Raw genomic sequence first — 26,733 nt, 5'->3', positions numbered from 1 at the left:
TTAACTTAGCCAGCTATCCGAATGCAGAGACTGTGATCTACGATCGTTATGGACGAAAGATAGCCACCCTCAACAACAAAGAAGAGTGGGATGGTACCTACGGAGGCGAAGCCCTTCCAACAGGTGACTACTGGTTTATCCTACGCCTTAACGAACCTGATGACAACAGAACCTTCAAAGGACACTTTACCCTTTATCGTTAGTGAATAGTGAAGAATGAAGAATGAAGAATGAATAGTGAAGAATACCTGAACAAGGATATAACAATAACTAGAGAAGAGAGACTTTCCAGGGATGGGAAGTCTCTCTTTTTTATCCCCCTTTCCCCCGAAGGGGAAAAACGTACGCTACGATGCCTGACGCTTAATAGCTTGTCACTATGTTAATAACTTTATTTGTTTAGAATAAATAAAAATAATACTTTTGCACCCGAAATAAGTTTTAATAAAAATTATATGAAGAAAATAATTCTATCAGCCCTTGTAATAGGGGGACTCTTTGCAGTATCTTGCTCCAAAGATGATGACAAGCCAGCACCAGCTCCCGAGCAGAAAGGTGTACCTACCAACCAAGAAGGGTTCTCTGGCTCTTATAAGTTGGGTAATGCCGAGGAGGTAAAAACACACTTTACTCGCGTACTCTATGCGGTAGAGAGCAACGAGAAAGATGCTGCTCCTTGGAATGATACCCAATTGGTGTATGACAGCAAAGACCCTCAGGGCAATAATGTTAAGGTAAAGCGCTTCCAATTCGTTACTAAAAATGTAGGCGATAATATCAAGACTATTGATGAGCTTAAAGCAGCCGACGAAAAAGCTGCCAAAACTATGAAATCCCTTACCGATGGGGTGAAAATCTTTGTGGAAGTACCTATAGATGCTTCTGGAGTTTTACAAGTGAATAAGGCTTATGTAGGTAACTTAGGCTATAAGACCAAGACAGATGACAAAAGGGTGGAGCTTACCGATCCAAGTGTACAAATTGAGTCAATTGATTTTACACTTTCTCGCTTAGAAACCCCAGTCTATAAGGATGTGCAGCCAGGTAACCACGAAGGAGCTTCTCGCTATAACGAAGGCTATATCAAGTTTAACCTCACAGCCAAAGTACGCCCTAATGCAACAGCCGAATTCCAAACTTTGGTCGTGAAAGTAGATAGCCCAATCAGTGTAACCCAAATACGTGGTAAGAATGTGGCTAATCGTGCCGTGGCAATTTCTGAAGTAGTAATAGCTAAGAATAGAAAGTAACGTGTATTTCATCTTTGTAAAACGGAAAAGGCTGTGTACTGCACGGCCTTTTCTTCTATAGTATATGAACAAATATTTTATTTTTGCTTTGCTATGGCTATCTTCAGGGATTATTTCGGCACAAGAACTTATCAAAGGCTATGTGGTTGATGAGCAAAATAAACCAATTGTAGGGGTTAATATTACCCTAAAAGATGGGGTTGGCGTAGGGGTAGCCACTGATGTACAAGGTGCCTTTACTCTTTACTTACCGCCGCAAAAAGGTAAAAGTATCTTAGTATTTTCCCATCTGAATTATCAGCCTTACCAGCAAGAGATAAAACAAGGAGAGGGAACACTCTATGTGATGCTGGAGCCTAAGGTAACCGCTCTCTCGCAAGTGGTGGTACAGGGGAAAACACCTCTGATGAAGCTCAAGGAATCAGAGTTTGCCGTCTCTACGATAGATCTGAAAGCCTTTCATAATTCCAGTAGCGACCTGCCACAGGTCTTGGACAAGATCTCTGGGGTCAAGGTACAGCAGAGTGGTGGCTTGGGTTCTCAGATGAACCTCTCACTCAATGGCTTCCGAGGCAATCATGTGAAAGTCTTTGTAGATGGCGTACCTATGGAAGGCATGGGGCCTACCCTACAGCTGAACAATATCCCACTGAACAATGCCGAGCGTATAGAGGTCTATAAGGGTGTGGTGCCTACTCATCTGAGTTCTGACGCGCTGGGAGGTGCGGTCAATATCATTACCAAAGCTACCGCTAAGCAGTTTTTGGATGTTTCCTATTCCTATGGCTCTTTCAATACTCATAAAACTTACCTGAATGCCTCCCACAGTTGGAAGAATGGTCTTTCCTTGGGTGTGAATGCCTATCAGAACTATTCGGATAACAACTATTGGGTCAAGGTGAAAATATTGGATTTCACGACCAATACTTATAGTACGGACAAGCAGCGGGTAAGGCGTTTCCATAACCAATATCACAACGAGAGCGTCGCCCTAAAGCTTGGTCTTTCAGACAAGTCTTTTGCCGATAGACTTTTCTTAGGTTTTGTATGGGCGAATCTCTATGACCAAGTACAGCATGCGGCCGATATGGACAAGGCTTTTGGAGATAAGTATCGCCAAGCAACAACCCTTATGCCTACGCTTTTCTATAGTAAGAAAGACCTTTTTATATCTGACTTTAGTCTCTCACTACACGCCAACTATAACTTTGGGGAATCGCACAACGAAGATACAGGTCGCTACCGCTACAATTGGCTGGGTGAGCGCAAAGCAATGGCCAAGCCAGGTGAACAGCAGCTCTCTGACTATCGCTTTAAGAATCATAACGCTTTGGTCTCTCTTACCATGGCTTATCATTTTTTAGATAAGCATACGGTGGAACTGACCGATACCTATACGCTCTTTAATCGTACAGGGTATGATCGTTTTAGGGAGTTCTTTACCAAGCTGCCGACCCGTACTGACAAGAGTGTGCTGGGGGTTAGTTACAAATACCAGTCCGAGAGGTGGAATACTACGGTTTTCTACAAGAGCTATTGGAATGATGTCAAGGCTTTTTATACCTCTCAGCAGAATCGTCCCTTGGGTGAGTTCTCTTACCAAACCGAGGCTAATGGCTATGGACTGGCTGCAACCTATCGCTTTACAAAGGCCTTTCAGCTAAAGGCTTCAGTAGAAAATGCCTTGAGACTACCGACCAGTCGTGAACTCTTTGGCAAAGGTGATGGGATAGAATCGCAGAATCCTGCCCTGCGGCCTGAACGTAGCTGGAACCTGAATTTGGGTAGTAGTCTCTCACAGAACTTTGCAGAGGATCACCAATTGGTTTGGGATGTGAATTTAGCACGCCGCCAAGCGACTGATTTTATCAATCGTCGTAACCGCAATGGGATCTTTGTAACTGAGAACTTTGGCGATGTACAAGTGCATGCCGCCGATACCGAGCTACGCTATTTCTTTCGGCAAAAGCTCTCGGCTGGGGTGAGTGCTACTTTCCAGGATATGCGTAACAAACAGCGCTATATAGAGGAAAATGACCAGCGTAAAGAACACTATTTCTACAATGAGCGTCTGCCTAATATCCCTTATCTCTTTGGCAATGCCGATCTTAGTTATACCTTTGACAGGGTAGGGGCGGATAATAAGCTGATATTGACTGCTTTTGCTAACTATTTTCATTCCTTTGCCAATGACTGGCAACGCTATCAGGCCGCTGAAGAGGTACCCCAACAGCTGACACTAGACTTCTCTGCCAATTATAGTCTCAAGAGAGGACGATATAATCTTTCCTTTGATATAACGGATATTTTAGATACTGATCGCTATGACAATTATAACTTACAAAAACCAGGGCGTAGCCTTGCCGTTAAGCTGCGTATGTTTTTGCAATAAGGGTTTAAGAATTAAAGAAATAAAAAGATGACAACAAATAGAATCCTTTTGTATGCCCTGACAGGGCTACTCTCTTGGAGTTGTTCCAAGAATGACGAACCTAAAGGAGGGGACAATAGTACTCCCTCTGGAGTGGACGCCTCCACTCCCTATGTGCTGATATTGGGAACAGAGAATAACTCCTATGTGTTTGCTAATGCACCATTCTTTGATACAGGTACTTACGACTCGGCAGCTAATTCCAAAGATGCTATACAGATGCAGGGTGACCGTCGTATTCACTTCTATAAGGATAAGTATCTCTATACCTTTGTCTATAATCGTGATGACCCAGGTAAGTCGGCTTCCTTTGAGCGCAAGGCAAGTAAGCTCTCCAAGCGCAAGGAGTATGACCTGAAAAACTCTATACAAGCCCGTACAGACTTTGGGGCAAGTGTGGTGGGTACTTATTCCGATAGGGAATACTTTCCTAAAGAGGCCGTAAGCCCTACTTCGGTGAAGTTCTTTCGCTTTGATACCACTTCCGATGCTGTAAGCGACCCTATAGAGTGGGATTCTAAGAATTTTGATAATATAGGTGAGGTGGCTTATATCACCGATCTAAGGCAATACAAGGACTATCTACTGGCAGCCATTCGCCCTATCAAGGCCTATTTGGACGAAGGGGTTTTTCCTCAGACCAAATTGCTCTTAGAGAGCCGACATACCCATACAACTTATATAGGCGTCTTTGATCATAATTTTCGTTTGGTAAAAGTTATCAAAGGCGACAAAGGTACAGGTGTGATAGGAGGTCTAATCAAAGCCACTGGCAAGAGCGGGGTAGAGGTCTTGGATAGCGGAGAGGTGTATGCCTTTGCCGCAGCTTTTAATGCTACTGACAGGCCTTCGGCTGTGCTCAAGGTCAATGTGGAGAATGGTAGTTTTGATGATACCTATTTTGTGAATCTTACCCAAAAGAGTGGTAACCGAAAACTTTTCCGTACTCATTACTTAGGGGGGACACGTTTTTGCTTGCAGTTTTTTGATAAAATAGGCTTAGATGTAACTGAATTTGGCGATGCTTCGGGGAAAGCCAGTAAGTTTGCTATTTTTGATGTAGCCACCCAGCAGCTGGATATGCTCACAGGCGAGCCTGAGTACATCAACAGTATCACCGACCCTTATGTGGATAAGGCGCAACAGAAGATCTATTTTGGAATCAATACTGACAATACTGACCCTGCTATCTATGTCATTGATGCCAATGCCAAAACCATTAGCAAAGGGCTTATTATCAAAGGACAAGAAGTCAGAGCACTGGGGGTAATGAAAAGTGAATAATGAAAAGTGAAGAGTGAGAAGTGAAAAATTATTTGCTCTTCATTTTTCGCTTCTTTGCTTCTTCCTAAAAAAAACAAAAAATATAAGTAAAAGTAAAAATAAAAGTGTATCTTTGTACCTCGAAATAAAATATACGCGACATCAATAATAATTACTAAAAGATGATACGAAAAATCATTAGTAAGTGGCTGTTTTTAAGTTTGTTAGTACTTCCTTTTGCGGGGAAGGCAGCTACAGACGAGACCCCTACTGAGGGACAAGAGGAGGATTACACGAGCATAGTGATGCACCACATTGCCGATTCTCACGATTATCACTTGTTTGACTGGAATGGGCACCCTATAAGTCTCTCCTTGCCTATTATCCTTTGGACAGACCAGGGCTTGGTTACTTTCCTCTCTAGCGAATTTCATCACGATGACAAAGGAGCTGTGGTGGTGGCAAAAGGAAACCAATATTTTACGCGTGTACATGGGCAGATCTACTACACCGATGCCCAAGGTCGTCTCTTTTACGATGAAAATCACCAAGTAACCAATGCACGCCCCTTGGACTTTTCTATAACCAAGAATGTATTGTTACTTTTCCTTATAGCACTGCTTATGGTGCTTGCCTTTACTTCTATAGCGCGTTCTTATAAGAAAAACCCTAAAGCCCCTAAGGGCTTGGCCAATCTTTTGGAAATGCTCATTGTCTTTGTTCGCGATGACATAGCCCGTCCTAATATAGGCGACAGAAAGTACGAGCGCTATATGCCTTATTTGCTTACAGTCTTCTTTTTGATTCTGATAGGAAACCTTTTGGGGCTGGTGCCTATTATCTCAGGTACCCTCACCAATGATATTATATTTACAGGGACATTGGCCTTGCTTACGTTCCTTATCACTACCTTTAGTGGGAATGGTCACTATTGGAAGCATATCTTTGCCACTCCAGGGGTACCTGTATGGTTGGCACCTATTATGATTCCTGTGGAAGTGATTGGGATGCTCACCAAGCCTTTCTCTCTTATGATCCGACTTTTCGCCAATATTACCGCGGGACATATCATTATCTTGAGTCTTGTAGGGCTTATCTTTACCTTTAAGACTGTACTAGTCTCTCCAGTATCGGTAGGTTTTGCGCTCTTTATTAGTATCTTGGAGCTATTGGTGGCCTTTATCCAAGCCTATGTCTTCACCTTGCTTTCTGCCTTGTTCATAGGAGGCGCAGTAGCCGAAGAACATCACTAAGATAGGGAAAGAATATTCTAAAAACAAGTAAACATTAAACATATAAATAAATTAAATTATGGTATTAGCAGGAATTGGAGCTGGTATTGCAGCTCTTGCAGCAGGAATTGGTATTGGTAAGATTGGTTCTTCCGCTATGGAGGGAATTGCTCGCCAACCAGAAGCAGCTTCTAAGATTCAAGGAGCGATGATTATCGCTGCAGCACTTATCGAAGGGGTTGCCCTCTTCGCTGTGGTAGTTGCTTTAGTAAAAGCTTAAGCCACAGACAAGGAATACCGTTCTGTAACGGTTGGTTGCAGAACGGTTCTTTAAAACCAAGAAATCATTACGAAAAAGAAAAATAAAAATACATGAATATCATCCATCCTGAAAGTCTTAGTTTTTGGACACTGATTGTCTTTGTTTGCTTATTACTCTTACTTCGAGCCTTTGCCTGGAAGCCGATTCTCAAGGCCTTGAAAGATCGTGAAACCTCTATCAATAATGCTTTGGAGGCTGCCGATAAGGCCAAGGCAGAAATGGCTAACCTACAGGCAGACAATGAGAAACTCTTGGCCGAGGCACGACAAGAGCGTGAGGCCATCCTCAAGGAAGCTCGCGAGATCAAGGAACGTATTGTCTCTCAGGCCAAAGACGAAGCTCTCGAAGCAAGTGAGAAACTACTTGCCCATGCCAAAGCCTCTATAGAGAGTGAAAAGAAAATGGCTATAGCTGATATCAAACAGCAGATCGCCAACATTTCTCTGGATATTGCCAAGAAAGTGCTTACCAAGGAACTCGCCTCAGAGGTGAAACAAGAGAAACTCGTAGAAAGTTTGTTGAACGAAATTAACATCAAATGATAAACTCCAGCAAAGTAGCCAAGCGATATGCCAAAGCGCTTTTAGACTATAGTATAGAGAAGCACGAGGAAGATAACTTTGTTCAAGAGATATCCTCCTTGGTAGAGGTCGTACGTGAGAACCCAGACCTTCGAGCACTCTTGCACTCTCCTATAGTGAGAATGGAGATAAAGCATAAGGTGCTACAAGAAGTCTTCTCTCAGCGTTCGGCTATACTGAACCTTTTGATAGAGATACTGCTGGAAAATAAGCGTGTTTCTGATCTTTATGATATAGCACGCGAGTATATAATCCAGTACAATCGTTATAAGGGAAAAACTACCGCATACCTGACCACTGCAGTGGAACTGCCCGAAAGCCTTAAAGCACAGTTTGTCCAGAAGGCCATTGCCCTGAGTGGTGGTAAAAAGATCACTTTGGAGAGTAGAGTAGAGCCACAGCTTATCGGGGGCTTTATCCTCCGTATAGATGACTTGCAGTACAATGCAAGTATCGCTCATAAGCTATATGGAATCAAAGAGCAATTGAGTGAGAACGTTTATTAAAGTTTATACAAGTGTTTGCAAGAGGCTATCCGAAGGGGTAGCCTCTTATTTTTTTTGCAAAAAAATTTTTCTTTCTTGACTTTTGTCAGGAAAGTTGTAATTTTGCAGCCCTTTTTAAATAGATAAACCAATGAAAATGATACGCCAACTTTTCCCCTTAGCCATAGGAGGGATTGCCTTAGGAAGTACCGAATTTATGCCTATGGGGCTTATGCGCACCATGGGGGAGAGCCTTGCCCTGAGTGATAGTCAGGTGGGGCGCTTTATTGCGGCCTATGCCATAGGAGTGGTGGTAGGAGCCCCTACCCTTGTGGGGCTGAGTACTCGCTTTCAGCCTCAGCGAGTGCTTATTACTCTTATGTTGCTCTTTACCCTTTTTAACGGGCTTTTTGCGGTGATGCCATCATATTCGTTACTGTTGGTATCTCGCTTTTTTTCGGGGCTGCCCCATGGAGCTTTCTTTGGAGTAGGGGCGATTGTAGCCAAGCAACTGGCGCCCAAGGACAAGGAGGCTATGGCTATTTCAGTTATGTTTGGTGGGCTGACTATAGCCAACTTGCTGGTGATTCCACTATTTACCCACTTGGGAACGATACTGGGTTGGCGCCCTGTGATGGGTATGATAGCCGCTTTGGGGCTTATCACTGCTTCTTGTATTTTCTTGTTTTTGCCAAAGGTAGATTATGATAAGGATAAGACCCTTTGGAAGGAGTTGCAGCACTTCTTCTCGGTACCTTCCATGCTATTGCTTGTGATTACAGCTTTGGGTTGTGGGGGATTGTTCTCATGGCTGAGCTATATAGAGCCGCTGATGCTGGATCATGCAGGATTGCCTAAGAGTCAAATGCCTACACTGATGATAGTAGTGGGATTGGGTATGGTAGTAGGGAATTTCTTTGGTGGTTGGCTTACCGATAAGTTACACTTGGTACGCGCTAGTGTTATCGTCTTTATAGCCATGATCAGCGTGTTGGTTATCGTATTTTTCTTCTCTCACCTGCTTTGGTTGGCCTGGGGCTTGACTTTTGTCTGTGCCGTGGTGGCCATGTCGGTAGGAGCGCCGCTGAATATGATGATGTTCCGTGTGTCTCCTCAAGCCCAAATGATGGGGGCTGCCTTTATGCAGGCTGCCTTTAACTTGGCCAATACACTAGGCGCCTACCTCGGAGGTAAGCCTTTAGACCACGGATATACAGCCAATTACCCATCTCTGGTAGGGGCAGGTATGGCTTCGGCAGGATTCCTCTGCGCTATTTTTCTATATACCAAGTATGGAAAACTCTTTAGAAATGACCAATGACCAATGACAAGTGACTAGTGACCAATACTATTGTTATTAGTCACTAGTCACTGATCACTTGTCATTAAAAGAAGCTATCGAGCATATCTCCATATTCTTTTTTAGTTCTGGTAATCAGTGCACGCGCGATACCTAAGTTGGCTTTTTCTCTGTCTAAAGCAGTGATGGAAAAGAATTTTCCTTGTCCAGAGACCATCATCATGAAGGTGATTTTGTTGGTTTCGATAAGCACAAAGTCTAATTCCAATGTTCCCAAAGTCTTGATGCTGGACACCACTTGCTTTATCTGATTGATAATGGTAAGGTGAAAGGCAGAACCCTGTTCTATGAGTTTTGCGACATCGTCATTGCCAGAGGCCTTGGCCAAGGTAGTCCCATCGGCACAGCTTAGGATTCCATAAAAAAGAAAACCAGATAGTTCATGTCGGATTTCTTCACAATGTTTGTTGAGTAGTTCTTGTAATTCTGCTCCTGTCATGGCTAATGTGTTTTTTAAGTTCATGCAAATCTACATTTTTTTTTTAAAATAGCGGCTATATATTTTGTTATTTTTTTGTGATTTTATATATTTAACACCCATAGAGAAGTTGTAATTTTTATCTTTGTCGGCTGATATGTATAGACGCCTGTAAGAGAAAGAGTTAGAGGGGTGTGTTATAGGTTTCTTTTATAGTGTAGGAGACAACTATTGTTTTGTACTTCGAGGGTGTTAAAAATGGGTTGGATGTCCTTTTTTTTGCTATCTTTGTAGCGATGAAAAGGGCAACCCGTAGCATAGCGATTCTCCTGAGCGTTGTCTTCTTGTGCAATGCGATACTTAGCGGATATTACCTCTCGTATTTTCTGCTAAGCAAGGGGGCTTTTGTAGCTGCTTATTGTCAGAATAAAGCGCGCCCGCAGCTGCATTGTGAGGGTGCCTGCAAGTTTGCCCAATTGACCAAAGAGCAAACCGATGCGCCTGTTTCCCAGCAGAAGGTATTTACCCTGCCTGAGGTCTTCTTTCAGGAGATACCCCAGTGGGAGCTGGAGCATCTTCCTACTCATGTGAGTCATTGCTATTATTATACTTCTCTTACAAAGCAAGAGGTCTTTTTCTCTTGGTTACACCCTCCCATTATGGCAATCAATGGTTAAAACAACAACCCTATAACCAATGAATTCCATAAACCTATAATTAATTCTAAATTTAAAATCCAATGAAAAAATTCAAATATATCTTGGTAGTAGCTATGGCTGTTGCTACACTATTCTCTTGTAAAAAAGATGATGATAAGCCCGCACCCGTCCCAGTGCCTACACCAGAAGCACCTAAAACTGTAGCTGAGGCCAAAACAGATGATAAAGAAAAGGCCTATACCGTACGCCTACAAAATACAACAGGCACTTTTGTCATGGGCTATAACGACCTAACTCTTTCTGTTTTGGATGCCTCAGGTAAGGAAGTAGCTCTGGAAGCGGCTACCTTTACCCCTTGGATGAATATGTTCAAGGGTGATGGCAAAGGAGGTTTTATTAAAGAGGTTGATTTCACCCATACTTGCCCCCATACTGCTTTGGCCAAAGAAGGTAATGTATGGAAGTCTCAAGCACTCTTCCAAATGGTAACAGGCCCTTCAGGGGTGTGGTTTGGTACTATTACTTTTAAGGTAGCTGGTAAGGATTACGAGCTTAAGCGCTTGGACTTTGAGGTAAAACCACAGACCAACAAAGCCTTAGGAAAGGTGCATAACTTCAGAGTCTTTACTGAAGGAGGAAATCCTAAGGGACAGAAACATATCTATGCGGTGATAGCACCAGAGCACCCTAAGGTAGGAGAAAATGACTTGGTATTGGGTATTTGGAAGATGCAAAGCAAGGAAAACTTCCCTGAAGTGGAAGGACTTACGGTGGGAGTGGCTGTAAAAGATGCTACCGGAAAGGAACTTTCTACCACTACACTCAGCTATAAGGACAAGTTCTACAGAGGAAAAGTTACTTATCCTAAAGCAGGGGCCTATACCCTTTCCTATACCCTCAAGGATGCTCAAGGGAAAGAGATACAACCTCAAGGTAATGAAAAAGAGAATGTTGTCATAGCCACAACCATTGAGTTCTAATTCGTCAATTAGCTGATTCTTTTATTGATAAATTCTATAATAGAATAGAAAAAAATGATACAAATCTATTGTTATGAGAGGAAATTGTCGTACCTTTGCACCCGAAAACAAAGGGGAAATAAATTGTTTTTCATATATTAGATTTTGTGGTTAGAATTGGTAAAAGAGAGCGCAAGCTCTCTTTTATTTTTTTGTGTATATTGCTATTTGTTATTAAATGTTGTATCTTTGCGGGAGAATTAATCATCAATCATTATGCCAACAGTATTACCACTTGCGACTCCTCGCTTTCTTACAGATGAACAGGGAAATACACTCTATGCAGTATTGCCAATAGAGGAATATAATCATCTGATAAATATAGCCAAATACTATCAACAGGACGATGATAACCTCACTGCAGAGGATCTTAGAAAGATAGCTGCTGCAAGAGAACAAGCAAAACAAGGATGTAGGTATCAGCAGTGAAGAAGTACATAGAAAAGTAAAAGAACTGAAATGAAGAAAAGAAAGTCTTGATGCTTACTTGTTATGGTCATTATGATGATTAACAATTAACAATTGACAAATATCCTATTCTTAGACATAGAAACCGTTCCCCTATACCCCTCTTATAGCCAGGCGCCACTGGAGGCGCAAGTGCTATGGGAGGAGAAGACGCGCTATATACGTGGGGAGACCTCGGCCGAGGATTACTACCCTCGAGCGGGAATATGGGCGGAGTTTGGCAAGATTGTCTGCATCTCGGTAGGCTATCTAAGAATAATCGACGGCAAGCGACAGTTCCGCTTACGCTCTTTTTCGGGAGAGGAACCAGAGATTCTCGTAGCCTTCTCTAAGCTCTTGCAGGAGCACTTCAGTGGGCTGCACCATCTGCTGGCTGCCCATAATGGCAAGGAGTTTGACTTTCCCTTTATAGCCCGCCGCCTTTTGGTGCAGGGACTGCCTATCCCTAAGATGCTACAATATTATGGTAAGAAACCTTGGGAGGTACCTCACTTGGACACCTTGGAACTGTGGAAGTTTGGCGACTACAAGCACTACACCTCTCTTAAGCTCCTGGCCTATACGCTGGGGATTCCCTCCCCCAAGGACGACATAGACGGCAGCGAAGTCATGCGCGTATATTATGTAGAGCAGGATATAGCGCGTATCCGCCGCTACTGCGAGCGTGACACCCTCACCGTTGCCCAAATCCTGCTAAGGATGCGAGGCGAACCACTGCTTAGCGAAGAAGAAATTTTTATAGTGACAAGAGACAAATGACAAGTGATTATCATTTGTCATTATTTTCGTATATTTGCAGAGCGATAGAGAACTCAGAACTCAGAACTCAAAACTCAGAACTCAAAACTAATTATCAATATATGTTACGCTTTACTGCCTTAGCTGAAGTGCAAAAGAAGCAACCCGTAGAGGTGGCCGAGAGAGGCCGTGCTTCGGAGCTATTTGCCTGCAATGTCTTCCATGAGGAGGCAATGCGCCAGCGTATGACATGCGAGGCCTTCGAGAGTGTGATGGCCTCCATACGCAAGGGCTGCAAGATAGACCGCCATGTGGCCGATCAGGTGGCCACAGCCATGCGCGATTGGGCGATCAGCCGCGGGGCTACTCACTATACCCATTGGTTCCAACCCCTCACTGGGGGTACGGCCGAAAAGCATGATGCTTTTTTCGAGCCTATCGCGGGCAACCGTGCCATAGAACAGTTCTCTGGCAGCCAATTAGTACAACAGGAGTCCGATGCCTCCAGCTTTCCCAATGGGGGCATTCGCAATACCTTTGAGGCACGTGGCTATACGGCTTGGGATCCGTCCTCTCCTCCCTTTGTCTATGGGTCAGTGCTGTGTATCCCGACCATTTTCATTGCCTATACAGGAGAGGCTTTGGACAACAAAACACCCTTACTCAAAGCCCTCACGGCTGTGGACAAGGCCGCCACGGAGGTTGCTCGCTACTTTGACCCTACGGTGGAGAGCGTAGCCAACACCCTAGGGTGTGAGCAGGAATATTTCCTTATTGATAAAACCCTTATGGCTACCCGCCCTGACCTGCTCATCACAGGGCGTACGCTCTTGGGGCACGAGGCAGCCAAAGGGCAACAGCTCGAAGACCACTACTTAGGGGCTATTCCCTCCCGCGTGCTGGCTTATATGCGCGATTTGGAACAGGAATGCCTTATGGTGGGTATCCCCGTTAAGACCCGACATAATGAGGTGGCACCCAGTCAGTTCGAAGTGGCACCTATCTTCACCGAGGCCAACCTCGCAGTAGATCAAAATGCCCTACTGATGCACCTGATGCGCAAAGTAGCAGAACGACACGGCTTTGCCGTACTCTTCCATGAAAAACCCTTCGCTGGAGTCAATGGCTCTGGCAAGCATAACAACTGGTCGCTGGTGACCAATACAGGGGTCAATCTACTCTCCCCTGGCAAAACACCCTCTAACAACTTACAGTTCCTCACCTTCTTCCTCTGTACGATCAAGGCTGTGCATAGGTATGAACCTCTTTTGAGAGCCTCGATAGCTTCGGCAACTAACGACTACCGCTTGGGTGCCAATGAGGCACCTCCTGCGATTGTCTCCGTCTTCATAGGGGCACTACTGACCCAAGTGCTTGACGGCCTACAACAGGCACAGGGCAAGGACTTTATCCAGAAGAACAAGGATGAGCTAAGGCTCAATGTAGTGGGCAAAATCCCCGACCTTTTCCTCGATACCACTGACCGCAACCGTACCTCGCCTTTTGCTTTTACTGGTAACAAGTTTGAGTTCCGTGCCGTGGGTTCCAATGCCAACTGTGGCAAGCCCATGATGGTGCTTAACACCATGGTGGCCAAGCAGCTGACCGACTTCAAGCGGGAGGTAGATGCGCTGCTTAAAGTGGGTAATAAGAAAGTGAAGAAGGAAGATGCCATTCTCAAGGTACTACAAGGCTATGCCCAGAGTATCAAGCCTATCCTCTTTGAGGGAGATGGTTATAGCAAGGCTTGGGAAGAAGAAGCTAAGGCACGTGGCCTAAGCAACCACAAGACTACCCCCGACGCCCTCAAAGAGAACATCTCCGAGAAGGCCATCGCCCTCTTTACGGAAATGCAAGTACTCAGCCCTGTGGAGCTACATGCCCGCTACGATATTGCCTTGGAAGAGTATATCAAGACCGTACAGATAGAGGCACGTGTATTGGGAGACATAGCCCGTAACCATATCGTCCCCACTGCGGTGCGCTACCAGAATATACTGATAGAGAACGTGAGAGGACTTAAGGAGATTTTCGGTGAGCACTTCCAAGAAGTAGCCTTCGAGCAGTTAGACCTTATAGAGCATATCTCCGAACATATCAAGGGCATCCATAGCAAGGTATCCGAAATGGTAGAGGCACGCAAGCGCATCAATAAGCTTGCTGATTTGGAGGCCAAAGCTCAGGCCTATTGCCAAGAGATTAAGCCCTTCTTTGAGCAAATCCGCCGCCACTGCGACAAACTGGAACTGATGGTAGATGACGAGCTTTGGACAATGACCAAGTATAGAGAACTACTTTTTTAGTGACAAGTGATTAGTGATTAGTTGTTAGTGATTAGTCACTAATTCGAATCAATAGTTAAAATATTATTTGCTAACTTTCTAAGACTCAATAAATTGCGTCTCTACCCTAACGCTGGCTAAGACAACTCCTGATGAGCGTAGTTATCCGTAGAGACGCAATTTATTGCGTCTTAACGAATTAGATTATACAGATATTTTTTAACTATTGATTTGCTTCACTATTCACTTGTCATTAATCGTTGTTTTTGTTTAAAATAAATAAAGATTATTCGGTCTTTTTTCGTACCTTTGTGGCATGAAAAATCATGCATTATGAATACTGAAAATAAGTTCAATGAGCACCAGGGGCACTGGATGCTCGCCAAATTGGGCAAACGTGTTTTGCGCCCAGGGGGGAGAGAACTCACCGAAAAACTTATTACGGGGCTTAAAATTACTCCCGAAGATGATATAGTGGAATTTGCCCCAGGTTTGGGATTTACGGCCAATATTGCCTGTGGCTATCGTCCTAAAAGCTATACAGGAGTGGATCTGAATGATCAGGCTGCTACCATTGCACGCAAACGTATCAAGTACGACAAGGCGAAGATCATCAATGCCAATGCTGCTCAAAGCACCCTCCCCGATGCCTATGCCGATAGGGTATATGGCGAGGCTATGCTCACCATGCAGCCTCTTGATCAGAAAAAGGCCATCATAGCAGAGGCTTTCCGTATCCTCAAGAGTGGCGGCTATTATGGTATACATGAGCTGGGTATCAAGCCCGATGAGGTCTCTGAAGAGATTAAGGAAGACCTATTCAAGGAGCTAAGCGAGACCATTCGTGTACATGCCCGCCCTATGACAACAGCTGAGTGGACAGCTCTCTTGGAAGAACAAGGTTTTAAGGTAATCAAGGTAGAACACAACCCCATGCTGCTTTTGGAGCGTAGCCGTATGATTCAGGACGAAGGCTGGCTCAGGGTACTGCTGGTTACTTTCAACCTGCTACGCTTCCCTGAGATAAGAAAACGGGTCAAGAAGATGAAGGCCTGTTTCCGCAAGCACCAAGAGAACCTAGATGCAGTGGCCATTATCGCCCAAAAACCTTAATTTAGTGACAAGTGACAAGTGACTAACGACTAATCACTTGTCACTAGTCACTAGTCACTAGTCACTATCTCGTCTTCTTTCAATCCTTCGAAGGGCACATTTTCATATTGGTTAAAGACCTTTAGGGTATCGCTTTCTGTGGAGCGAAAATCGTAGTTGGGGCGCAGAGAAGCCTCTTGTATACCGAGCCATTGGGCAAAGCCGTCTAAGAAGTAAAAAGCCGACTTGTTTACTTTGAGTACCTTATGTGCAGCGTCATCGCTTGAGAGCAGTACAAAAGGTACCCGATAACAGGCCTTGTTGGGCGAGGTGTCCCCATGGGTAAGGGAGGCAAACATGGATGCCCTATCCTGGGTCATCAGGCCATGGTCGGAGAAATAGAGCATACTAAAGGGAGCACCTTGTCGCTGTAGGGCTTCATAGATTCCTTTCAGTAGGGTATCGGTTTGTTCGATGGTTTGGATATAAGCCGATAGCCTGCGGTTGTAATAGTCAAAATGAATGGGATGCTCCAAGCGGGCTTCAAAATTGACATGCGACCCCATGGTATGGAGGATAAAAAGGCGTGGCGAAAGACTTTTCTGCTGAAGTGCTCGTTGCAAAAGCGGCAGCAAAATACTGTCGTGATAGTTCATAGAGGCATAGTCACCCTTCTTGGTAAATTCCTTATGGTCGCACAAGAAAGCCAGCTTAGCGATAGGTGTATCCCAATTGCCAGAGATCCCTTGGTTAGAGAACCAAAAGGTCTCAAAGCCAGCAGCCTTGGCCAGAGTGATGATATTGTTGATATAGACAAAGTCCTTTTCTCCCTTCATCTGTACAAAGGAGCGCAAGAGAGAGGTAGTGGTATTGGGGGCTGTAGCGGTATAGCCGTCAATGATTGTGCCATGCACCTTGTCCAAAAAGGGCGTATTCTCCTGAGGGAAACCATAGAGGTGCATATAGTCCTTGCGGACGCTTTCGCCTATGACCAAAACATAGTTTTGGTAAGGGGGACTAACCTTGCTAATTTGCCAAGTGGGGGTGCCCTCTATCCCCTTGCTTAATTCTTTCTTCATAGCTTGGTATTCCTGTATATTGTCATAGATAGAGGCGTAAAAGGCTACAATAGCGGTACGAGAGACAGACCACTTGAAAGCGTGGTATTCTTTCATCTTAGCCAAAGGACGATAGAGGGTCAGCCCTGTGGCCAATATACCTATAACAAGTGTAACAATGGATTGCTTGCGGCTGCGAGCATAGGACTTCTTTTTTCCTAAATAGAGGATATAGCCTCCAAAGAGTAGGGTAAGCAATGAAAAGGCGTAGGAATAGAGTGGAAGCGACTGGACAAACTCCTTGGATTCTTGCCAGTCTGTTTCAAAGAAAGCTCCAATCATGGTAGCAGGAGGATGCCCGAACCAGATGATCTGTGGCAGGAAGAGCACACAAGTAATCAGTACAAAAAGGAATACGGCAAAGAATGCCCAGTAGGAGAGCCTTCTGAGGGTAAGAAAAATAAAAAAGGTTGCCAATATACCATAGAAGGCAGGCCCCATATCCAGGGCAAAGGGAATCCCTACCGAAAAGATGAGTAATAGCCACTCAAAGGCATATTGCCTGAAAAAAGAACGGAGTTTAGTCATTAATAATATAGGGTTATAGGATTAAAGGGGTATAGTTCTCATAGCAATTATTTGTGGTGCAAATGTACGAAAAAATAGTTTTTAATGCGAATCAACAGTTAAAACATTATTCGCATTAAGAATTGTAGCTAAGACCCTCTAACCCTTTATACTTCTACCCTAAAACATTCTATTTTTTCATTGATTAAAATAAAATATATTTTCATTTTGCAGATTCAGAAAAAAATTGTACTTTTGCACCGACTTTTTATAAAAAAACATTTATTTTAAATTGCTATCGTATGAAATTTGAAACCACTGCTATACATGGGATTCGCAATATAGGTGACCCCAATGAGAAGTGGGGTAGCTGTATCAATATGGCCTCTACCTTCCCGCTTAATGAGTTTGGAGTGACTCAGGAGTTTGAGTACAGTCGCGTCTCCAACCCTACTCGCAAGGAATTTGAAACCCTGATTGCCAAGCTGGAAAGTGGCCGACATGGGTTTGGTTTTTCCTCAGGCATGGCGGCTACGACCTCGCTTTTTACCATTTTTGAAGCGGGAGATCACTTTGTTTTTGGTTTGGATATCTATGGGGGCACCTTCCGTATTATGAAGGATGTTTTCGCCAAATTTGGTTTGGAAGCGACCTATGTGGATACGACCAACTTGGACAATATCCGAAAAGCCATACGCCCCAATACCAAAGGGATTTTTATAGAGACACCTTCCAATCCGCTGTTGGATGTTACCGATATTCGCGGGACAGTGGCCATAGCCAAGCAGCACGGACTACTGACCATAGTGGATAACACCTTCCTCTCACCCTACTTGCAGCGTCCCTTAGAGCTAGGGGCAGATGTGGTGTTGCATAGTGCTACCAAATACCTCAGCGGACATAATGATATTATTGCAGGAGCAGTGGTTGTGAATGATGATGCCTTGGCCGAGAAGATCAGTTTTGCTCAGGTAGCCATAGGAGCACTCATCTCTCCTTTTGATAGCTGGCTGCTCATACGTAGCATCAAGACACTCAAGGTGCGTATGGACTATGCTCAAGCCAATACCCTCAAGCTTATAGAGTTCCTTGAGGGACACCCTGCTGTGGAGAAGGTATATTACCCTACCCTGCCAAGCAATAAAGGTAAGGCTATCCAAGAGAGCCAAGCCTTGGGAGCAGGTGCTGTATTTTCTTTCGTAATGAAGGATGAGAAGAAGGTAAAGCCGTTCTTTGAGGCGCTTCGGGTAGCCCTTTTTGCAGTGAGCTTAGGAGGCGTAGAGACACTCGTTACGCACCCCAGTACCCATACCCATACCGAGTTCCCCGAAGAAGAGAAGGTAGCCCGTGGTGTTACCCAAACCCTTGTACGTGTGGCGGTAGGCTTGGAAAATATAGAAGACTTAATTGCCGACTTTAAGCAAGCGTTAGAAAAGTGACAAGTGACAAGTGACTAGTGATAAACGACTAGTGACGAGTGACAAATGACTAATACCATAGAGGATTAGTGACTTGTCACTCGTCATTTGTTACTATTTAAGCTCTCTTTTTCTCACTTCATAGAGGGAGAAGCCTGCCGAAGCTACATTGAGCAGCGCTGTCAAGATTAAGAGGATAGTGTTCAGTAAGGGGGTTTCCCTATATACTAAGCGATAGATAATAACGGCGCAGAAGAAAACTATACAGAACACAAAGTAAAAACTTCTGGCATCTTTTCTTAAAAATGGTTTCATAGGTTATAAGATTAAAAGGTGATAAATCAACTTAGTCTTGCAAAGGTACGATTTCTAAAAGCAAAAGTCAAATAATTTTCTAAGAATTTTTTATGTTTTCTTCTTTGTGCTTTACTCTTTTATAGATTTCTGTGATACAAGAAATGGCAAAAAGGGCAAAGAAAATAGGAGCTAATACACCAGCTGACACTTCCTCATTAGGGAGCTTGAGGAAGATAAAGGGAAATAGGACTATCAAGGAAAGGGCTAATACTTTTTTCATGATGGAATGCTTATGGGTTAATTACTCCTACAAAGATATACACAAAAAAGCAATCCTTTGAAATTTTAACTATTTTTTATTATCTATCAATCTTAATAAACATATTGTCAATAGGATTATTATAAGAAAAACCTCTTTTATAATTAGGTGATAAAAAAATTCCTTCAAAAAAATAGGAAAATTAATAAATAAATCGTAGCTTTGCGCTTTTATTAATCATTATTCATTGATAATTAACCATTAACTATTGACAATTATGAAAAGATTATCTCTCATTTCTCTCCTCTTAATGGCCTTTCCACTTTGGGCACAGAACGCATTGGAACAATATATCCTCAAGAGCAAGTATGCGGTGGATTCTATCGTAGCCACACAAAAAGCTCATTTGTACAAGCAATTGGCTTCGGTGGAAGACCTCTTAGAGCAGCAGAAGATCTCCAAGGAAGAGGCCAAACAGATGGAAGAAGACTTCAGGGTACGCACTAAGCAGCGTACCCGACAGCTCATCTATGCACAGGCTCAGACCCTCCAAAGCCAATTGGACAAGGCACTAAAGGAGTCGCCTGCCGATAGCCTTCTTACCTCTGCTGATACTTTAGCTTCTGCCCGGACTCACCAGAAGACTATGGCACAAGTAGACTCTTTGGCGCGACGCCAAGAGACCAACACCTATTTTCGTAGGTATGCGGGGAGAACGGATTACTACTCTCCTTATCTCGCCTTGGGGGCACTCAACCTTGCTTCAGCAGAGCAGTTCGGGGATAAGCGTCTCAGTCCGCTGGGGTCTAAGTCCTTTGAGCTGGGAATCTATAACAATTTCCGCTTGAGAAAGAATAACAACCGCCTACACCTAAACTTCGGGCTTTCTTGGCTCTACCAGAGTTTTAAGATACGAGGCAATTACTATTATGACCGCCAAGGGGGGGATACCCAGTTGGTACCCTATGGTCAGGAGCTGACCAAGTCAAAGTTTCGCCTTCATTACCTGCTGCTACCAGTGGATTTGGAATGGGATTTTTCCAAAGATGGGGTACATAGAAATACCTCTTATTTCCAAAACCATGAAAATCTGTACTTTGGGGTAGGGGCTTTTGTCGGCCTCTTGCTTGATGCCAACCAAAAGGTCAATTACCAGCAGCAGGGAGATACTTATAAGACCATTATGCGTAAGGATATAAATGTCAATCTATGGACTTATGGTCTCTCAGCACATATAGGGGTTAAGGGCTGGAGCCTCTATGCTCGCTATAGCCTCGCTCCTCTCTTTACAGGCAATACCACAAGCGAATATCCTTTTATGATAGGTATACGAGCAGGACGATAATAATGACTAGTGATTAGTGACTAGTGACAAGTGATTAGTCGTTAGTCGTTAGTCATTAGTCATTGGTCATTAGTCATTGGTCATTAGTCATTGGTCATTAACCATTAATCATTAATTTATGCGTTTTCTCTTTTTCCTCTTTGTGCTGCCTTGTTTGGCGCAGCAGCAGGTGGTCTCCCAGAAGGGTACCCCTGTAGAATATGTAAATATAGGCGTGGTGGGCACCTCCAAAGGGCTGATTACAGACGAATATGGTCAGTTCTCCCTAGAGCAGCTCTCTGCGGTGCCTACTGATAGCATCTACTTTTCTCACTTGAGTTATAAGCGTAAGGTGCTACTGGCCAAGGATATACAGAACAAAATAGTCCTACAGGAGGCTGATATACAGCTGCCTGAGGCTTCTTTTACCCTACAAAAACCTAAGTACTACACCATCAGGGGCAAGGGGATTCCTGCTATCTTCTCACTCTATGGCGAGATGAAAAGCGGTTTTGAACCCAATAGCGATCGCAAGTATCTCAACGCCGAGATCGGCGACTTCCTCTCTCTCAAGCACGATGCCCGCCTAACGGAGCTAAGCATAGATGTAAATAGTAGCGACTTTTATATGGCAGTGCTGCGCGTGGTAGTCTATCAGACGGATAAGGAACATAAGAACTTTACCCCCTTGCTCAAAGAACCTATCTATATAGAGGTCTTCCCCAGTAAGGCCAAGCAGACTTTCACTCGCAAAATCTCTGTCTTCGTGCCCGAAGGTGAGGCATGGGTAGGAATACAATTTGTTGAGATGCGAGGCAAGGACTACGATAGGTTCATCTTCCCTTCTACAGTCAATACGTGCTATATTCGTTTTTCCGACGGAAAGATATCTCCCTTGAACAAACGCTTGGGAATCCCCTTTTCAGTGAAAGGATACGATTATATAATGACCAATGAATAGTGACTAATGACTAATGATTAATGACTAATGACTAATGAATAGTGAAAAGCGACTAACTAAAAACTCAAAATTTCCTTGACAAGGCGCTGTTAAATGTTGTATCTTTGCAGTCCCATTTAGTTTTGAATAAATGGGTTTATTCGCAAATCATCTCATTGGTAAATGGGTATATTAGTAAAAAAAAATTCTACATTCACGACAGAATAAAAGAAAATTTGTATATTTGCACTTTGTTAGTGCACTATTTAATATGAGTTCGATATAACGAAAGCTCCCACTGATTTTCACGGATTTCACAGATTTTCTATGCCTGTGTAATTGTACCGCTGCGATTTGCACGGATTGTTATAAGACCCAAGGTCTTATTTATCCGTGGAAATCAAAAAAGTTACGCTTAGTTGTATTATTCTTTCCGTGGAATCTGTGGGAGAAGAAATATAATTTTGCTTACGTCGAACTCACGTTATTCACTATTCATTTTTCACTATTCACTTTAGATTATGAAGGTTCTCAAATTCGGAGGGAAGTCCCTCGCCAACGGAAAGGGCTTAGAGACAGTACTTTCCATTATCACCGACAAGGTAAAACAAGGGCAAGAGATCGCAGTGGTGGTCTCTGCCCGTGACAAGGCTACCGACCAGCTGGAGTCCATGCTGGAGCGTGCTGCCAAGGGCGAGGATATCTCGGCCGACTTTCAAGCCTTTAAGCAATACCAAATCGCTGGGGAAGAGATAGACTTCTCAGCGGAGTTCTCCATACTACAACGTATCTTTGATGGGGTCTCTCTCTTGGGTGACTATAATGACAAGATAAAAGATCACGCCTTAGCACAAGGGGAAGTGCTCTCGGCTAAGTTTATCTCTTACCTTTTGCGCAAGCGCGGGGTCAAAGCTATCTTTGCCGATAGCCGCCACTTCTATGTTACCGATAGTCACTTTGGCAATGCACAGCTGGTAGAAGACAGCTCGGCCAAGAGTACCATTCAGTATTTTACGCAAATCCCCAAAGACGTTACCCCTATCGTTACAGGCTTTATTGCGGCCAATGCATCAGGGGAAACCACTACCTTGGGGCGCAACGGTAGCAATTACTCTGCCTCTATATTGGCCTCTATATTAGAAGCGGAAGAACTCCAAAACTACACCCATGTAGATGGGATCTTTACCGCCAATCCCGAACTGGTACCCGATGCGAAGATTATCCGCCAACTCTCTTTTGAGGAAGCCAATGAGCTGGCCAACTTCGGTACCTCTATCCTACACGCCAAAACCATTATTCCACTCTTGGAAAAGAAAATCCCCTTGCGTATTCTCAACACCTTCAAGCCCAATGATGCAGGTACGCTTATCTGTGAGGCAAAGGATAACATAGGAGGGATTCGCGCCATCTCTGTCTTGGAGAACTACGCCTTGGTAATCCTCGAAGGACGTGGCTTGTTGGGAAAAGTGGGGGTAGATGCACGTATCTTCCGCGCTTTGGCTCAGGCCGAAATCAGTGTGAGTATCATCTCCCAAGGCTCATCGGAGCGTGGTATCGGCTTTTTGGTAGCTAACAAGGATGCGCAAAAAGCCAAACAGGCCTTGGAGCGAGAATTCGAATTGGATGTCTATAGCCACGACGTAAGTGGGGTAAGTCTGGTGCAGGAGGTGGGCGTGGTTTCTATCGTCGGACAGAACTTGGCCGACTTTGACAAGCCATATAACGCACTGATTCGCAATCAAGTGATTCCGCTGCTGATTAACAACTCCGCTACAGGACGCAACGTCAGCGTGGTGGTACATAAGAAGGATCTCCCCAAGGCGGTCAATGTGATTCATGGCGAAATATTTGAAATCTCCAAGCGTATCAACTTGGCTATTTTCGGACGTGGTACCGTGGGAGGCACCCTTATTGAACAAATCTTTGAGGCACGTACCGATATCCTCAAGCGTAGAAATATCAACTTGCAAATCATTGCTATTGCCAATTCTAAAGAATTGCTCTTCAACCACAAGGGAATTTCCGCAGAGCAATATGCAGCCTTTGATACTCAGAAGCAGCCTTACCAGATAGGAACATTTATAGCGCAAGTACAACAACATCATTTGGAGAACCTCATAGCGATTGATGTAACCGCAAGTAAAGACTTTGTAGAGAACTATCTGCCACTGGTAGAAAATGGTTTTGACTTGGTTTCAGCCAACAAGATAGCCAACACCATTGGTTATCCTTTCTATAAAAAACTCAGAGAAACCCTCGCCCAATACAAAAAGCAATACCTCTATGAAACCAACGTAGGAGCGGGCTTGCCACTGATTGATACCATAAAACTCCTACACCACTCAGGGGAGAACATCACTCGTATCAAGGGGATTTTCTCAGGGACACTCAGCTTTCTATTCAATACCTATTCGGCCAGTGATGCCCCCTTTAGTGAGATTCTTCAGAAGGCTATTAATAGCGGCTATACTGAACCAGATCCACGTGAAGACCTTTGCGGTAACGATGTAGGTCGTAAGCTGCTGATTCTGGCACGCGAACTGGATTTGGAAAACGAGTTCGAAGAGGTCTCTATTGAGAACCTGATCCCTGAAGCCCTACGCCAGGGTAGTCGTGAGCAGTTCCTCTCTCGCCTGAAGGAGTTTGACCCTATCTATCAGCAGATCAAGGATAAGGCACCCGCAGGGACAGTACTGCGCTATGTAGGTGATCTTCATGGTGATCTCTCACATACCTCTACCGCCCGCTTAGATGTGAAGCTCGTTTCTGTACCTGTAACCAGTGCTTTAGGGCAGGTCAAGGGGGCAGATTCTATCTTTGAGATATACACCGAGTCCTATGGCGAAAACCCGATTGTGATCCAAGGAGCAGGGGCAGGAGCTGCTGTAACCGCCCGCGGAGTATTCGGAGACATCTTACGTATCATTGGAAACAAATAACCTTTTCTAAACACTTTTAGTATGCACATTCACAAAAAAGACCTCATTGCTACCATAAAGCTCAATGCGGAGGAAATCAACTTGGATACAGCCAACCAGCTTTTAAAGGATCCTACTCTAAAACCCTGCCATATCATTATCCATTTGGAGGGCGTAACTGAGCTGGACGAGGAACAGCTCGATGCACTTTTCTACCTCTCCGAGATGGTACGTGCCGAGGGCGAACATTCCTTTGTGGTAGTCTATGAGCACTATAACCCAGATGATTTCCCCGAAGAACTCATCGCTTGTCCTACCCTACAGGAGGCCTTGGATATCATAGAAATGGAAGAAATAGAAAGAGACCTCTTTGATGATTAAGAGGTCTCTGGGGTTGTGTTCTCTAAGAGATTTTATATCGTCATACTGAAAATACGGGTAGTAGGCACATTCCGCTGTAACCTTAGGTCAAAAGCCATACAGATATTGCGGACAAAGGGTTTGCCTGCATCAGTAACCTCAATGGCATGAGGGAGAATGCGTATGAGGCCGTCCTTTTCCATTTCTGCAAGGCGGGATTTGACGGCTTCTACTTCAGGGAATTGCAACTGAGAGGCTTCCCATGAGGTGTGGAACTGACACATGAGGTTTAGGATATGGCGACGCAAGATAAGGTCTTCCTCCGAAAGGATATGCCCACGGTACACAGGAATCCTATCGGTAGCCAAGACTTCTTCATATTCCTTGACCGTCTTCACATTCTGAGCGAAGCCATACCAACTATCACTAATGGCCGAGATGCCTAGGCCTATCATCAGCTGGGTTTTGGAGGCGGTATAGCCCATAAAATTGCGGTGTAGCGTACCTTTTACGAAGGATTCGTACATCTCGTCCGTAGGCAAAGCAAAGTGATCCATGCCTATTTCTATATAGCCGTTGTCCAATAGCTGTTGCTTGCCAATCTCATAGAGGTGTCGCTTTTGGTCGGCCGTTGGCAGGTCATTCTCGTCAAATCCACGTTGGCCTGTACCCTTTACCCAAGGTACATGCGCATAGCTATAAAAGGAAATACGGTCAGGACGTAGGCTATTGGTGCAGTCTATCGTATAGCGGACGTCTTCTTCCTTTTGGAAGGGAAGCCCAAAGATAAGGTCATGGCTTATGGAGCTATAGCCTATTTCTCGTGCCTGAAGGGTAACACGCTCCACATTGGCAAAGGGTTGGATACGGTGAATAGCCTTCTGTACCACAGGTGAATAATCTTGCACCCCATAGCTCACACGGGTAAAACCCAAAGCGTAGAGCCTTTCCAAGTGCTCATGGGTGGTATTATTGGGGTGTCCCTCAAAGCTGAACTGGAACCCTTCGGCTCGGTCTGCCCCTTCAAAGATCCGATCTATAAGGTATTGCAAGTTATCAGGGGAAAAGAAAGTAGGTGTACCCCCCCCTAAGTGGATTTCCTTGATTCGAGGCCTTTCAGGAAGCACGGCCAAGTAGAGTTGCCATTCCTTGAGAACATTTTTTATATAAGGGTCTTCCATTTCGTGCCTTTTGGTGATATGCTTATGGCAGCCACAAAAGGTACAAAGACTCTCACAAAAAGGTAGGTGTATATAAAGGCTGATGCCTTGGGTGTTATTGCTTTCCGCAAAGGAAGTCCGTACCGAAGTGAGCCATTTTTCATAGGAATAGGAGCTATCTTCCCAATAAGGTACTGTGGGATAACTGGTATAACGAGGGCCTGGTACGTTGTATTTTTGAAATAAAGAAGACATAGTTAATGATTAATGCCAGCAATGATTAATGATTAATTGTTTTTTATCAGTTTTTTCATTTCTTCCCTGCTCATATGAATCATCTTTCCTTTCCTTGCACGGTCAACTTTAGCAAAAAAGGCCTCTTTTGTCATTTCTGTTTCGTCCTTTTCTTCTTGTATAACTTTGGTTTTAAGTTTGAACTTTTTGAAAAGAGGTTCAAAAACAGATAGATCAGTATTGGTAAAGGTTATTTGTAATGTAGTAGTGTTCATATCATTTATTTTGAGGCAAAAGAATAAGGCTTTTTCCTAACTTTCTCATTTACAATTAATTTTGTTTTGTAAAAACCCTAATAGGTAATGATTTAGTTACGGAATTTAATTCATTACTTTGCGTTTATTTCTGTGATTAACTCACGATGCAAAGGTACTAATATTTTTCCAATAGGCAAAAAAAATCTAATTTTGCGCTCGCTACCGCACTACATCATGGAGGTTTATATAAACCTCCGTGTGAGTGCAGAGGCGTCCACAAAATAGCACGTTTTTCCAACTGAAAAGTCCTATACTTCTTAACCTTGTATTCTAAATTAAAA

The 26,733-nt window shown here is 44.0% G+C and carries 26 protein-coding genes; 20 read left to right on the top strand and 6 right to left on the bottom strand.

The genetic code is table 11. From position 1 onward, the window contains the following. From HMPREF9331_RS08935 to HMPREF9331_RS08895, 9 genes are all read left to right on the top strand, one after another. Nucleotides 1-203: T9SS type B sorting domain-containing protein (locus HMPREF9331_RS08935; protein WP_016420647.1), on the top strand; the 203-nt coding region annotated here is incomplete at its 5' end. A gap of 252 nt (nt 204-455) precedes the next feature. After that, nucleotides 456-1,250 carry a hypothetical protein gene (locus tag HMPREF9331_RS08930; protein WP_016420646.1) on the top strand — a complete coding sequence of 265 codons (795 nt, stop codon included), beginning with the start codon at nt 456-458 and terminating at the stop codon, nt 1,248-1,250. Nucleotides 1,251-1,314: 64 nt separating this feature from the next. Further along, on the top strand, nt 1,315-3,642 hold the full coding sequence (locus tag HMPREF9331_RS08925; RefSeq protein ID WP_016420645.1) for a TonB-dependent receptor: 2,328 nt from the start codon (nt 1,315-1,317) through the stop codon (nt 3,640-3,642). Between the two features lie 27 nt (nt 3,643-3,669). After that, the gene (locus tag HMPREF9331_RS08920) at nt 3,670-4,965 is read left to right on the top strand and encodes a DUF4374 domain-containing protein (protein WP_016420644.1); all 1,296 of its coding nucleotides are present in this window, start codon (nt 3,670-3,672) and stop codon (nt 4,963-4,965) included. Between the two features lie 161 nt (nt 4,966-5,126). Next, nucleotides 5,127-6,197, top strand: a complete 1,071-nt coding sequence (gene atpB, locus HMPREF9331_RS08915) for a F0F1 ATP synthase subunit A (protein WP_016420643.1) — start codon at nt 5,127-5,129, stop codon at nt 6,195-6,197. A 58-nt stretch (nt 6,198-6,255) separates the two neighbouring features. Beyond that, entirely contained in the window at nt 6,256-6,456 is a 201-nt protein-coding gene (gene atpE / locus HMPREF9331_RS08910) for an ATP synthase F0 subunit C (RefSeq protein WP_016420642.1), read from the top strand. A 92-nt stretch (nt 6,457-6,548) separates the two neighbouring features. Beyond that, nucleotides 6,549-7,040, top strand: a complete 492-nt coding sequence (atpF, locus tag HMPREF9331_RS08905) for a F0F1 ATP synthase subunit B (protein ID WP_016420641.1) — start codon at nt 6,549-6,551, stop codon at nt 7,038-7,040. Then, the gene (gene atpH / locus HMPREF9331_RS08900) at nt 7,037-7,585 is read left to right on the top strand and encodes an ATP synthase F1 subunit delta (protein WP_016420640.1); all 549 of its coding nucleotides are present in this window, start codon (nt 7,037-7,039) and stop codon (nt 7,583-7,585) included. The genes atpF and atpH overlap by 4 nt, the downstream gene beginning before the upstream one ends. Before the next feature lie 130 nt (nt 7,586-7,715). After that, a complete protein-coding gene (locus HMPREF9331_RS08895; protein ID WP_016420639.1) occupies nt 7,716-8,885 on the top strand; it encodes an MFS transporter in 1,170 nt (389 codons plus the stop codon). A gap of 64 nt (nt 8,886-8,949) precedes the next feature. On the opposite strand, the gene HMPREF9331_RS08890 is transcribed toward HMPREF9331_RS08895, so the two are convergent. Further along, nucleotides 8,950-9,387: a hypothetical protein gene (locus HMPREF9331_RS08890; protein ID WP_016420638.1), complete on the bottom strand. Its 438-nt coding sequence runs from the start codon at nt 9,385-9,387 to the stop codon at nt 8,950-8,952. A gap of 251 nt (nt 9,388-9,638) precedes the next feature. Here HMPREF9331_RS08890 and HMPREF9331_RS08885 point away from each other — a divergent pair, with 251 nt between their 5' ends. The 6 genes from HMPREF9331_RS08885 (at nt 9,639) to HMPREF9331_RS08860 (ending at nt 15,621) form a co-directional block, all read left to right on the top strand. Next, on the top strand, nt 9,639-10,019 hold the full coding sequence (locus HMPREF9331_RS08885) for a hypothetical protein (protein WP_040357342.1): 381 nt from the start codon (nt 9,639-9,641) through the stop codon (nt 10,017-10,019). A 62-nt stretch (nt 10,020-10,081) separates the two neighbouring features. After that, the gene (locus HMPREF9331_RS08880) at nt 10,082-10,981 is read left to right on the top strand and encodes a hypothetical protein (protein ID WP_016420637.1); all 900 of its coding nucleotides are present in this window, start codon (nt 10,082-10,084) and stop codon (nt 10,979-10,981) included. Nucleotides 10,982-11,236: 255 nt separating this feature from the next. Beyond that, nucleotides 11,237-11,449, top strand: a complete 213-nt coding sequence (locus tag HMPREF9331_RS08875; protein WP_016420636.1) for a hypothetical protein — start codon at nt 11,237-11,239, stop codon at nt 11,447-11,449. A 93-nt stretch (nt 11,450-11,542) separates the two neighbouring features. Further along, nucleotides 11,543-12,247, top strand: a complete 705-nt coding sequence (locus tag HMPREF9331_RS08870) for a 3'-5' exonuclease (RefSeq protein WP_016420635.1) — start codon at nt 11,543-11,545, stop codon at nt 12,245-12,247. A gap of 101 nt (nt 12,248-12,348) precedes the next feature. Beyond that, nucleotides 12,349-14,529, top strand: a complete 2,181-nt coding sequence (locus HMPREF9331_RS08865) for a glutamine synthetase III family protein (RefSeq protein WP_016420634.1) — start codon at nt 12,349-12,351, stop codon at nt 14,527-14,529. A 312-nt stretch (nt 14,530-14,841) separates the two neighbouring features. Then, nucleotides 14,842-15,621: a class I SAM-dependent methyltransferase gene (locus HMPREF9331_RS08860; RefSeq protein WP_016420633.1), complete on the top strand. Its 780-nt coding sequence runs from the start codon at nt 14,842-14,844 to the stop codon at nt 15,619-15,621. Between the two features lie 50 nt (nt 15,622-15,671). On the opposite strand, the gene HMPREF9331_RS08855 is transcribed toward HMPREF9331_RS08860, so the two are convergent. After that, the gene (locus HMPREF9331_RS08855) at nt 15,672-17,246 is read right to left on the bottom strand and encodes a phosphoethanolamine transferase (RefSeq protein WP_016420632.1); all 1,575 of its coding nucleotides are present in this window, start codon (nt 17,244-17,246) and stop codon (nt 15,672-15,674) included. Between the two features lie 281 nt (nt 17,247-17,527). Between HMPREF9331_RS08855 and HMPREF9331_RS08850 the strand changes: the two genes are divergently transcribed. Continuing rightward, nucleotides 17,528-18,664, top strand: coding sequence for a trans-sulfuration enzyme family protein (locus HMPREF9331_RS08850; protein ID WP_016420631.1), 1,137 nt, complete (start codon nt 17,528-17,530; stop codon nt 18,662-18,664). Between the two features lie 93 nt (nt 18,665-18,757). On the opposite strand, the gene HMPREF9331_RS08845 is transcribed toward HMPREF9331_RS08850, so the two are convergent. Both HMPREF9331_RS08845 and HMPREF9331_RS08840 read right to left on the bottom strand, forming a co-directional pair. Beyond that, nucleotides 18,758-18,958, bottom strand: a complete 201-nt coding sequence (locus tag HMPREF9331_RS08845; protein ID WP_016420630.1) for a hypothetical protein — start codon at nt 18,956-18,958, stop codon at nt 18,758-18,760. A gap of 79 nt (nt 18,959-19,037) precedes the next feature. After that, on the bottom strand, nt 19,038-19,220 hold the full coding sequence (locus tag HMPREF9331_RS08840) for a hypothetical protein (RefSeq protein ID WP_016420629.1): 183 nt from the start codon (nt 19,218-19,220) through the stop codon (nt 19,038-19,040). A 256-nt stretch (nt 19,221-19,476) separates the two neighbouring features. Here HMPREF9331_RS08840 and HMPREF9331_RS08835 point away from each other — a divergent pair, with 256 nt between their 5' ends. The 4 genes from HMPREF9331_RS08835 (at nt 19,477) to HMPREF9331_RS08820 (ending at nt 24,762) form a co-directional block, all read left to right on the top strand. Continuing rightward, the gene (locus tag HMPREF9331_RS08835) at nt 19,477-20,544 is read left to right on the top strand and encodes a porin family protein (RefSeq protein ID WP_016420628.1); all 1,068 of its coding nucleotides are present in this window, start codon (nt 19,477-19,479) and stop codon (nt 20,542-20,544) included. A 118-nt stretch (nt 20,545-20,662) separates the two neighbouring features. Continuing rightward, nucleotides 20,663-21,484: a carboxypeptidase-like regulatory domain-containing protein gene (locus HMPREF9331_RS08830; protein WP_016420627.1), complete on the top strand. Its 822-nt coding sequence runs from the start codon at nt 20,663-20,665 to the stop codon at nt 21,482-21,484. Between the two features lie 500 nt (nt 21,485-21,984). Continuing rightward, nucleotides 21,985-24,402, top strand: a complete 2,418-nt coding sequence (gene thrA / locus HMPREF9331_RS08825) for a bifunctional aspartate kinase/homoserine dehydrogenase I (RefSeq protein ID WP_016420626.1) — start codon at nt 21,985-21,987, stop codon at nt 24,400-24,402. A 21-nt stretch (nt 24,403-24,423) separates the two neighbouring features. Next, nucleotides 24,424-24,762, top strand: a complete 339-nt coding sequence (locus HMPREF9331_RS08820; protein WP_009641759.1) for a hypothetical protein — start codon at nt 24,424-24,426, stop codon at nt 24,760-24,762. A 32-nt stretch (nt 24,763-24,794) separates the two neighbouring features. Here the strand turns inward: HMPREF9331_RS08820 and hemN are convergent, their stop codons facing one another. Then, nucleotides 24,795-26,156, bottom strand: coding sequence for an oxygen-independent coproporphyrinogen III oxidase (gene hemN, locus HMPREF9331_RS08815; RefSeq protein WP_016420625.1), 1,362 nt, complete (start codon nt 26,154-26,156; stop codon nt 24,795-24,797). Nucleotides 26,157-26,188: 32 nt separating this feature from the next. Then, a complete protein-coding gene (locus tag HMPREF9331_RS08810; protein WP_016420624.1) occupies nt 26,189-26,410 on the bottom strand; it encodes a hypothetical protein in 222 nt (73 codons plus the stop codon). Nucleotides 26,411-26,733: the final 323 nt, after the last annotated feature.

It is taken from the genome of Capnocytophaga granulosa ATCC 51502 (genome assembly GCF_000411115.1).
GTDB lineage: Bacteria > Bacteroidota > Bacteroidia > Flavobacteriales > Flavobacteriaceae > Capnocytophaga > Capnocytophaga granulosa.
This window is presented reverse-complemented; position numbering and strand designations above follow the sequence as displayed.

Bases quoted from the DNA above. Each gene is read 5' to 3' on its own strand.
- hemN (WP_016420625.1), bottom strand. From the start codon at position 26,156: ATGTCTTCTTTATTTCAAAAATACAACGTACCAGGCCCTCGTTATACC.
- HMPREF9331_RS08930 (WP_016420646.1), top strand. From the start codon at position 456: ATGAAGAAAATAATTCTATCAGCCCTTGTAATAGGGGGACTCTTTGCA.
- HMPREF9331_RS08895 (WP_016420639.1), top strand. From the start codon at position 7,716: ATGAAAATGATACGCCAACTTTTCCCCTTAGCCATAGGAGGGATTGCC.
- HMPREF9331_RS08925 (WP_016420645.1), top strand. From the start codon at position 1,315: ATGAACAAATATTTTATTTTTGCTTTGCTATGGCTATCTTCAGGGATT.
- HMPREF9331_RS08880 (WP_016420637.1), top strand. From the start codon at position 10,082: ATGAAAAAATTCAAATATATCTTGGTAGTAGCTATGGCTGTTGCTACA.
- HMPREF9331_RS08810 (WP_016420624.1), bottom strand. From the start codon at position 26,410: ATGAACACTACTACATTACAAATAACCTTTACCAATACTGATCTATCT.
- atpF (WP_016420641.1), top strand. From the start codon at position 6,549: ATGAATATCATCCATCCTGAAAGTCTTAGTTTTTGGACACTGATTGTC.
- HMPREF9331_RS08850 (WP_016420631.1), top strand. From the start codon at position 17,528: ATGAAATTTGAAACCACTGCTATACATGGGATTCGCAATATAGGTGAC.
- HMPREF9331_RS08920 (WP_016420644.1), top strand. From the start codon at position 3,670: ATGACAACAAATAGAATCCTTTTGTATGCCCTGACAGGGCTACTCTCT.
- atpE (WP_016420642.1), top strand. From the start codon at position 6,256: ATGGTATTAGCAGGAATTGGAGCTGGTATTGCAGCTCTTGCAGCAGGA.
- HMPREF9331_RS08835 (WP_016420628.1), top strand. From the start codon at position 19,477: ATGAAAAGATTATCTCTCATTTCTCTCCTCTTAATGGCCTTTCCACTT.
- HMPREF9331_RS08875 (WP_016420636.1), top strand. From the start codon at position 11,237: ATGCCAACAGTATTACCACTTGCGACTCCTCGCTTTCTTACAGATGAA.
- HMPREF9331_RS08845 (WP_016420630.1), bottom strand. From the start codon at position 18,958: ATGAAACCATTTTTAAGAAAAGATGCCAGAAGTTTTTACTTTGTGTTC.
- atpH (WP_016420640.1), top strand. From the start codon at position 7,037: ATGATAAACTCCAGCAAAGTAGCCAAGCGATATGCCAAAGCGCTTTTA.
- HMPREF9331_RS08830 (WP_016420627.1), top strand. From the start codon at position 20,663: ATGCGTTTTCTCTTTTTCCTCTTTGTGCTGCCTTGTTTGGCGCAGCAG.
- thrA (WP_016420626.1), top strand. From the start codon at position 21,985: ATGAAGGTTCTCAAATTCGGAGGGAAGTCCCTCGCCAACGGAAAGGGC.
- HMPREF9331_RS08885 (WP_040357342.1), top strand. From the start codon at position 9,639: ATGAAAAGGGCAACCCGTAGCATAGCGATTCTCCTGAGCGTTGTCTTC.
- HMPREF9331_RS08840 (WP_016420629.1), bottom strand. From the start codon at position 19,220: ATGAAAAAAGTATTAGCCCTTTCCTTGATAGTCCTATTTCCCTTTATC.
- HMPREF9331_RS08860 (WP_016420633.1), top strand. From the start codon at position 14,842: ATGAATACTGAAAATAAGTTCAATGAGCACCAGGGGCACTGGATGCTC.
- HMPREF9331_RS08855 (WP_016420632.1), bottom strand. From the start codon at position 17,246: ATGACTAAACTCCGTTCTTTTTTCAGGCAATATGCCTTTGAGTGGCTA.
- atpB (WP_016420643.1), top strand. From the start codon at position 5,127: ATGATACGAAAAATCATTAGTAAGTGGCTGTTTTTAAGTTTGTTAGTA.
- HMPREF9331_RS08820 (WP_009641759.1), top strand. From the start codon at position 24,424: ATGCACATTCACAAAAAAGACCTCATTGCTACCATAAAGCTCAATGCG.
- HMPREF9331_RS08890 (WP_016420638.1), bottom strand. From the start codon at position 9,387: ATGAACTTAAAAAACACATTAGCCATGACAGGAGCAGAATTACAAGAA.
- HMPREF9331_RS08865 (WP_016420634.1), top strand. From the start codon at position 12,349: ATGTTACGCTTTACTGCCTTAGCTGAAGTGCAAAAGAAGCAACCCGTA.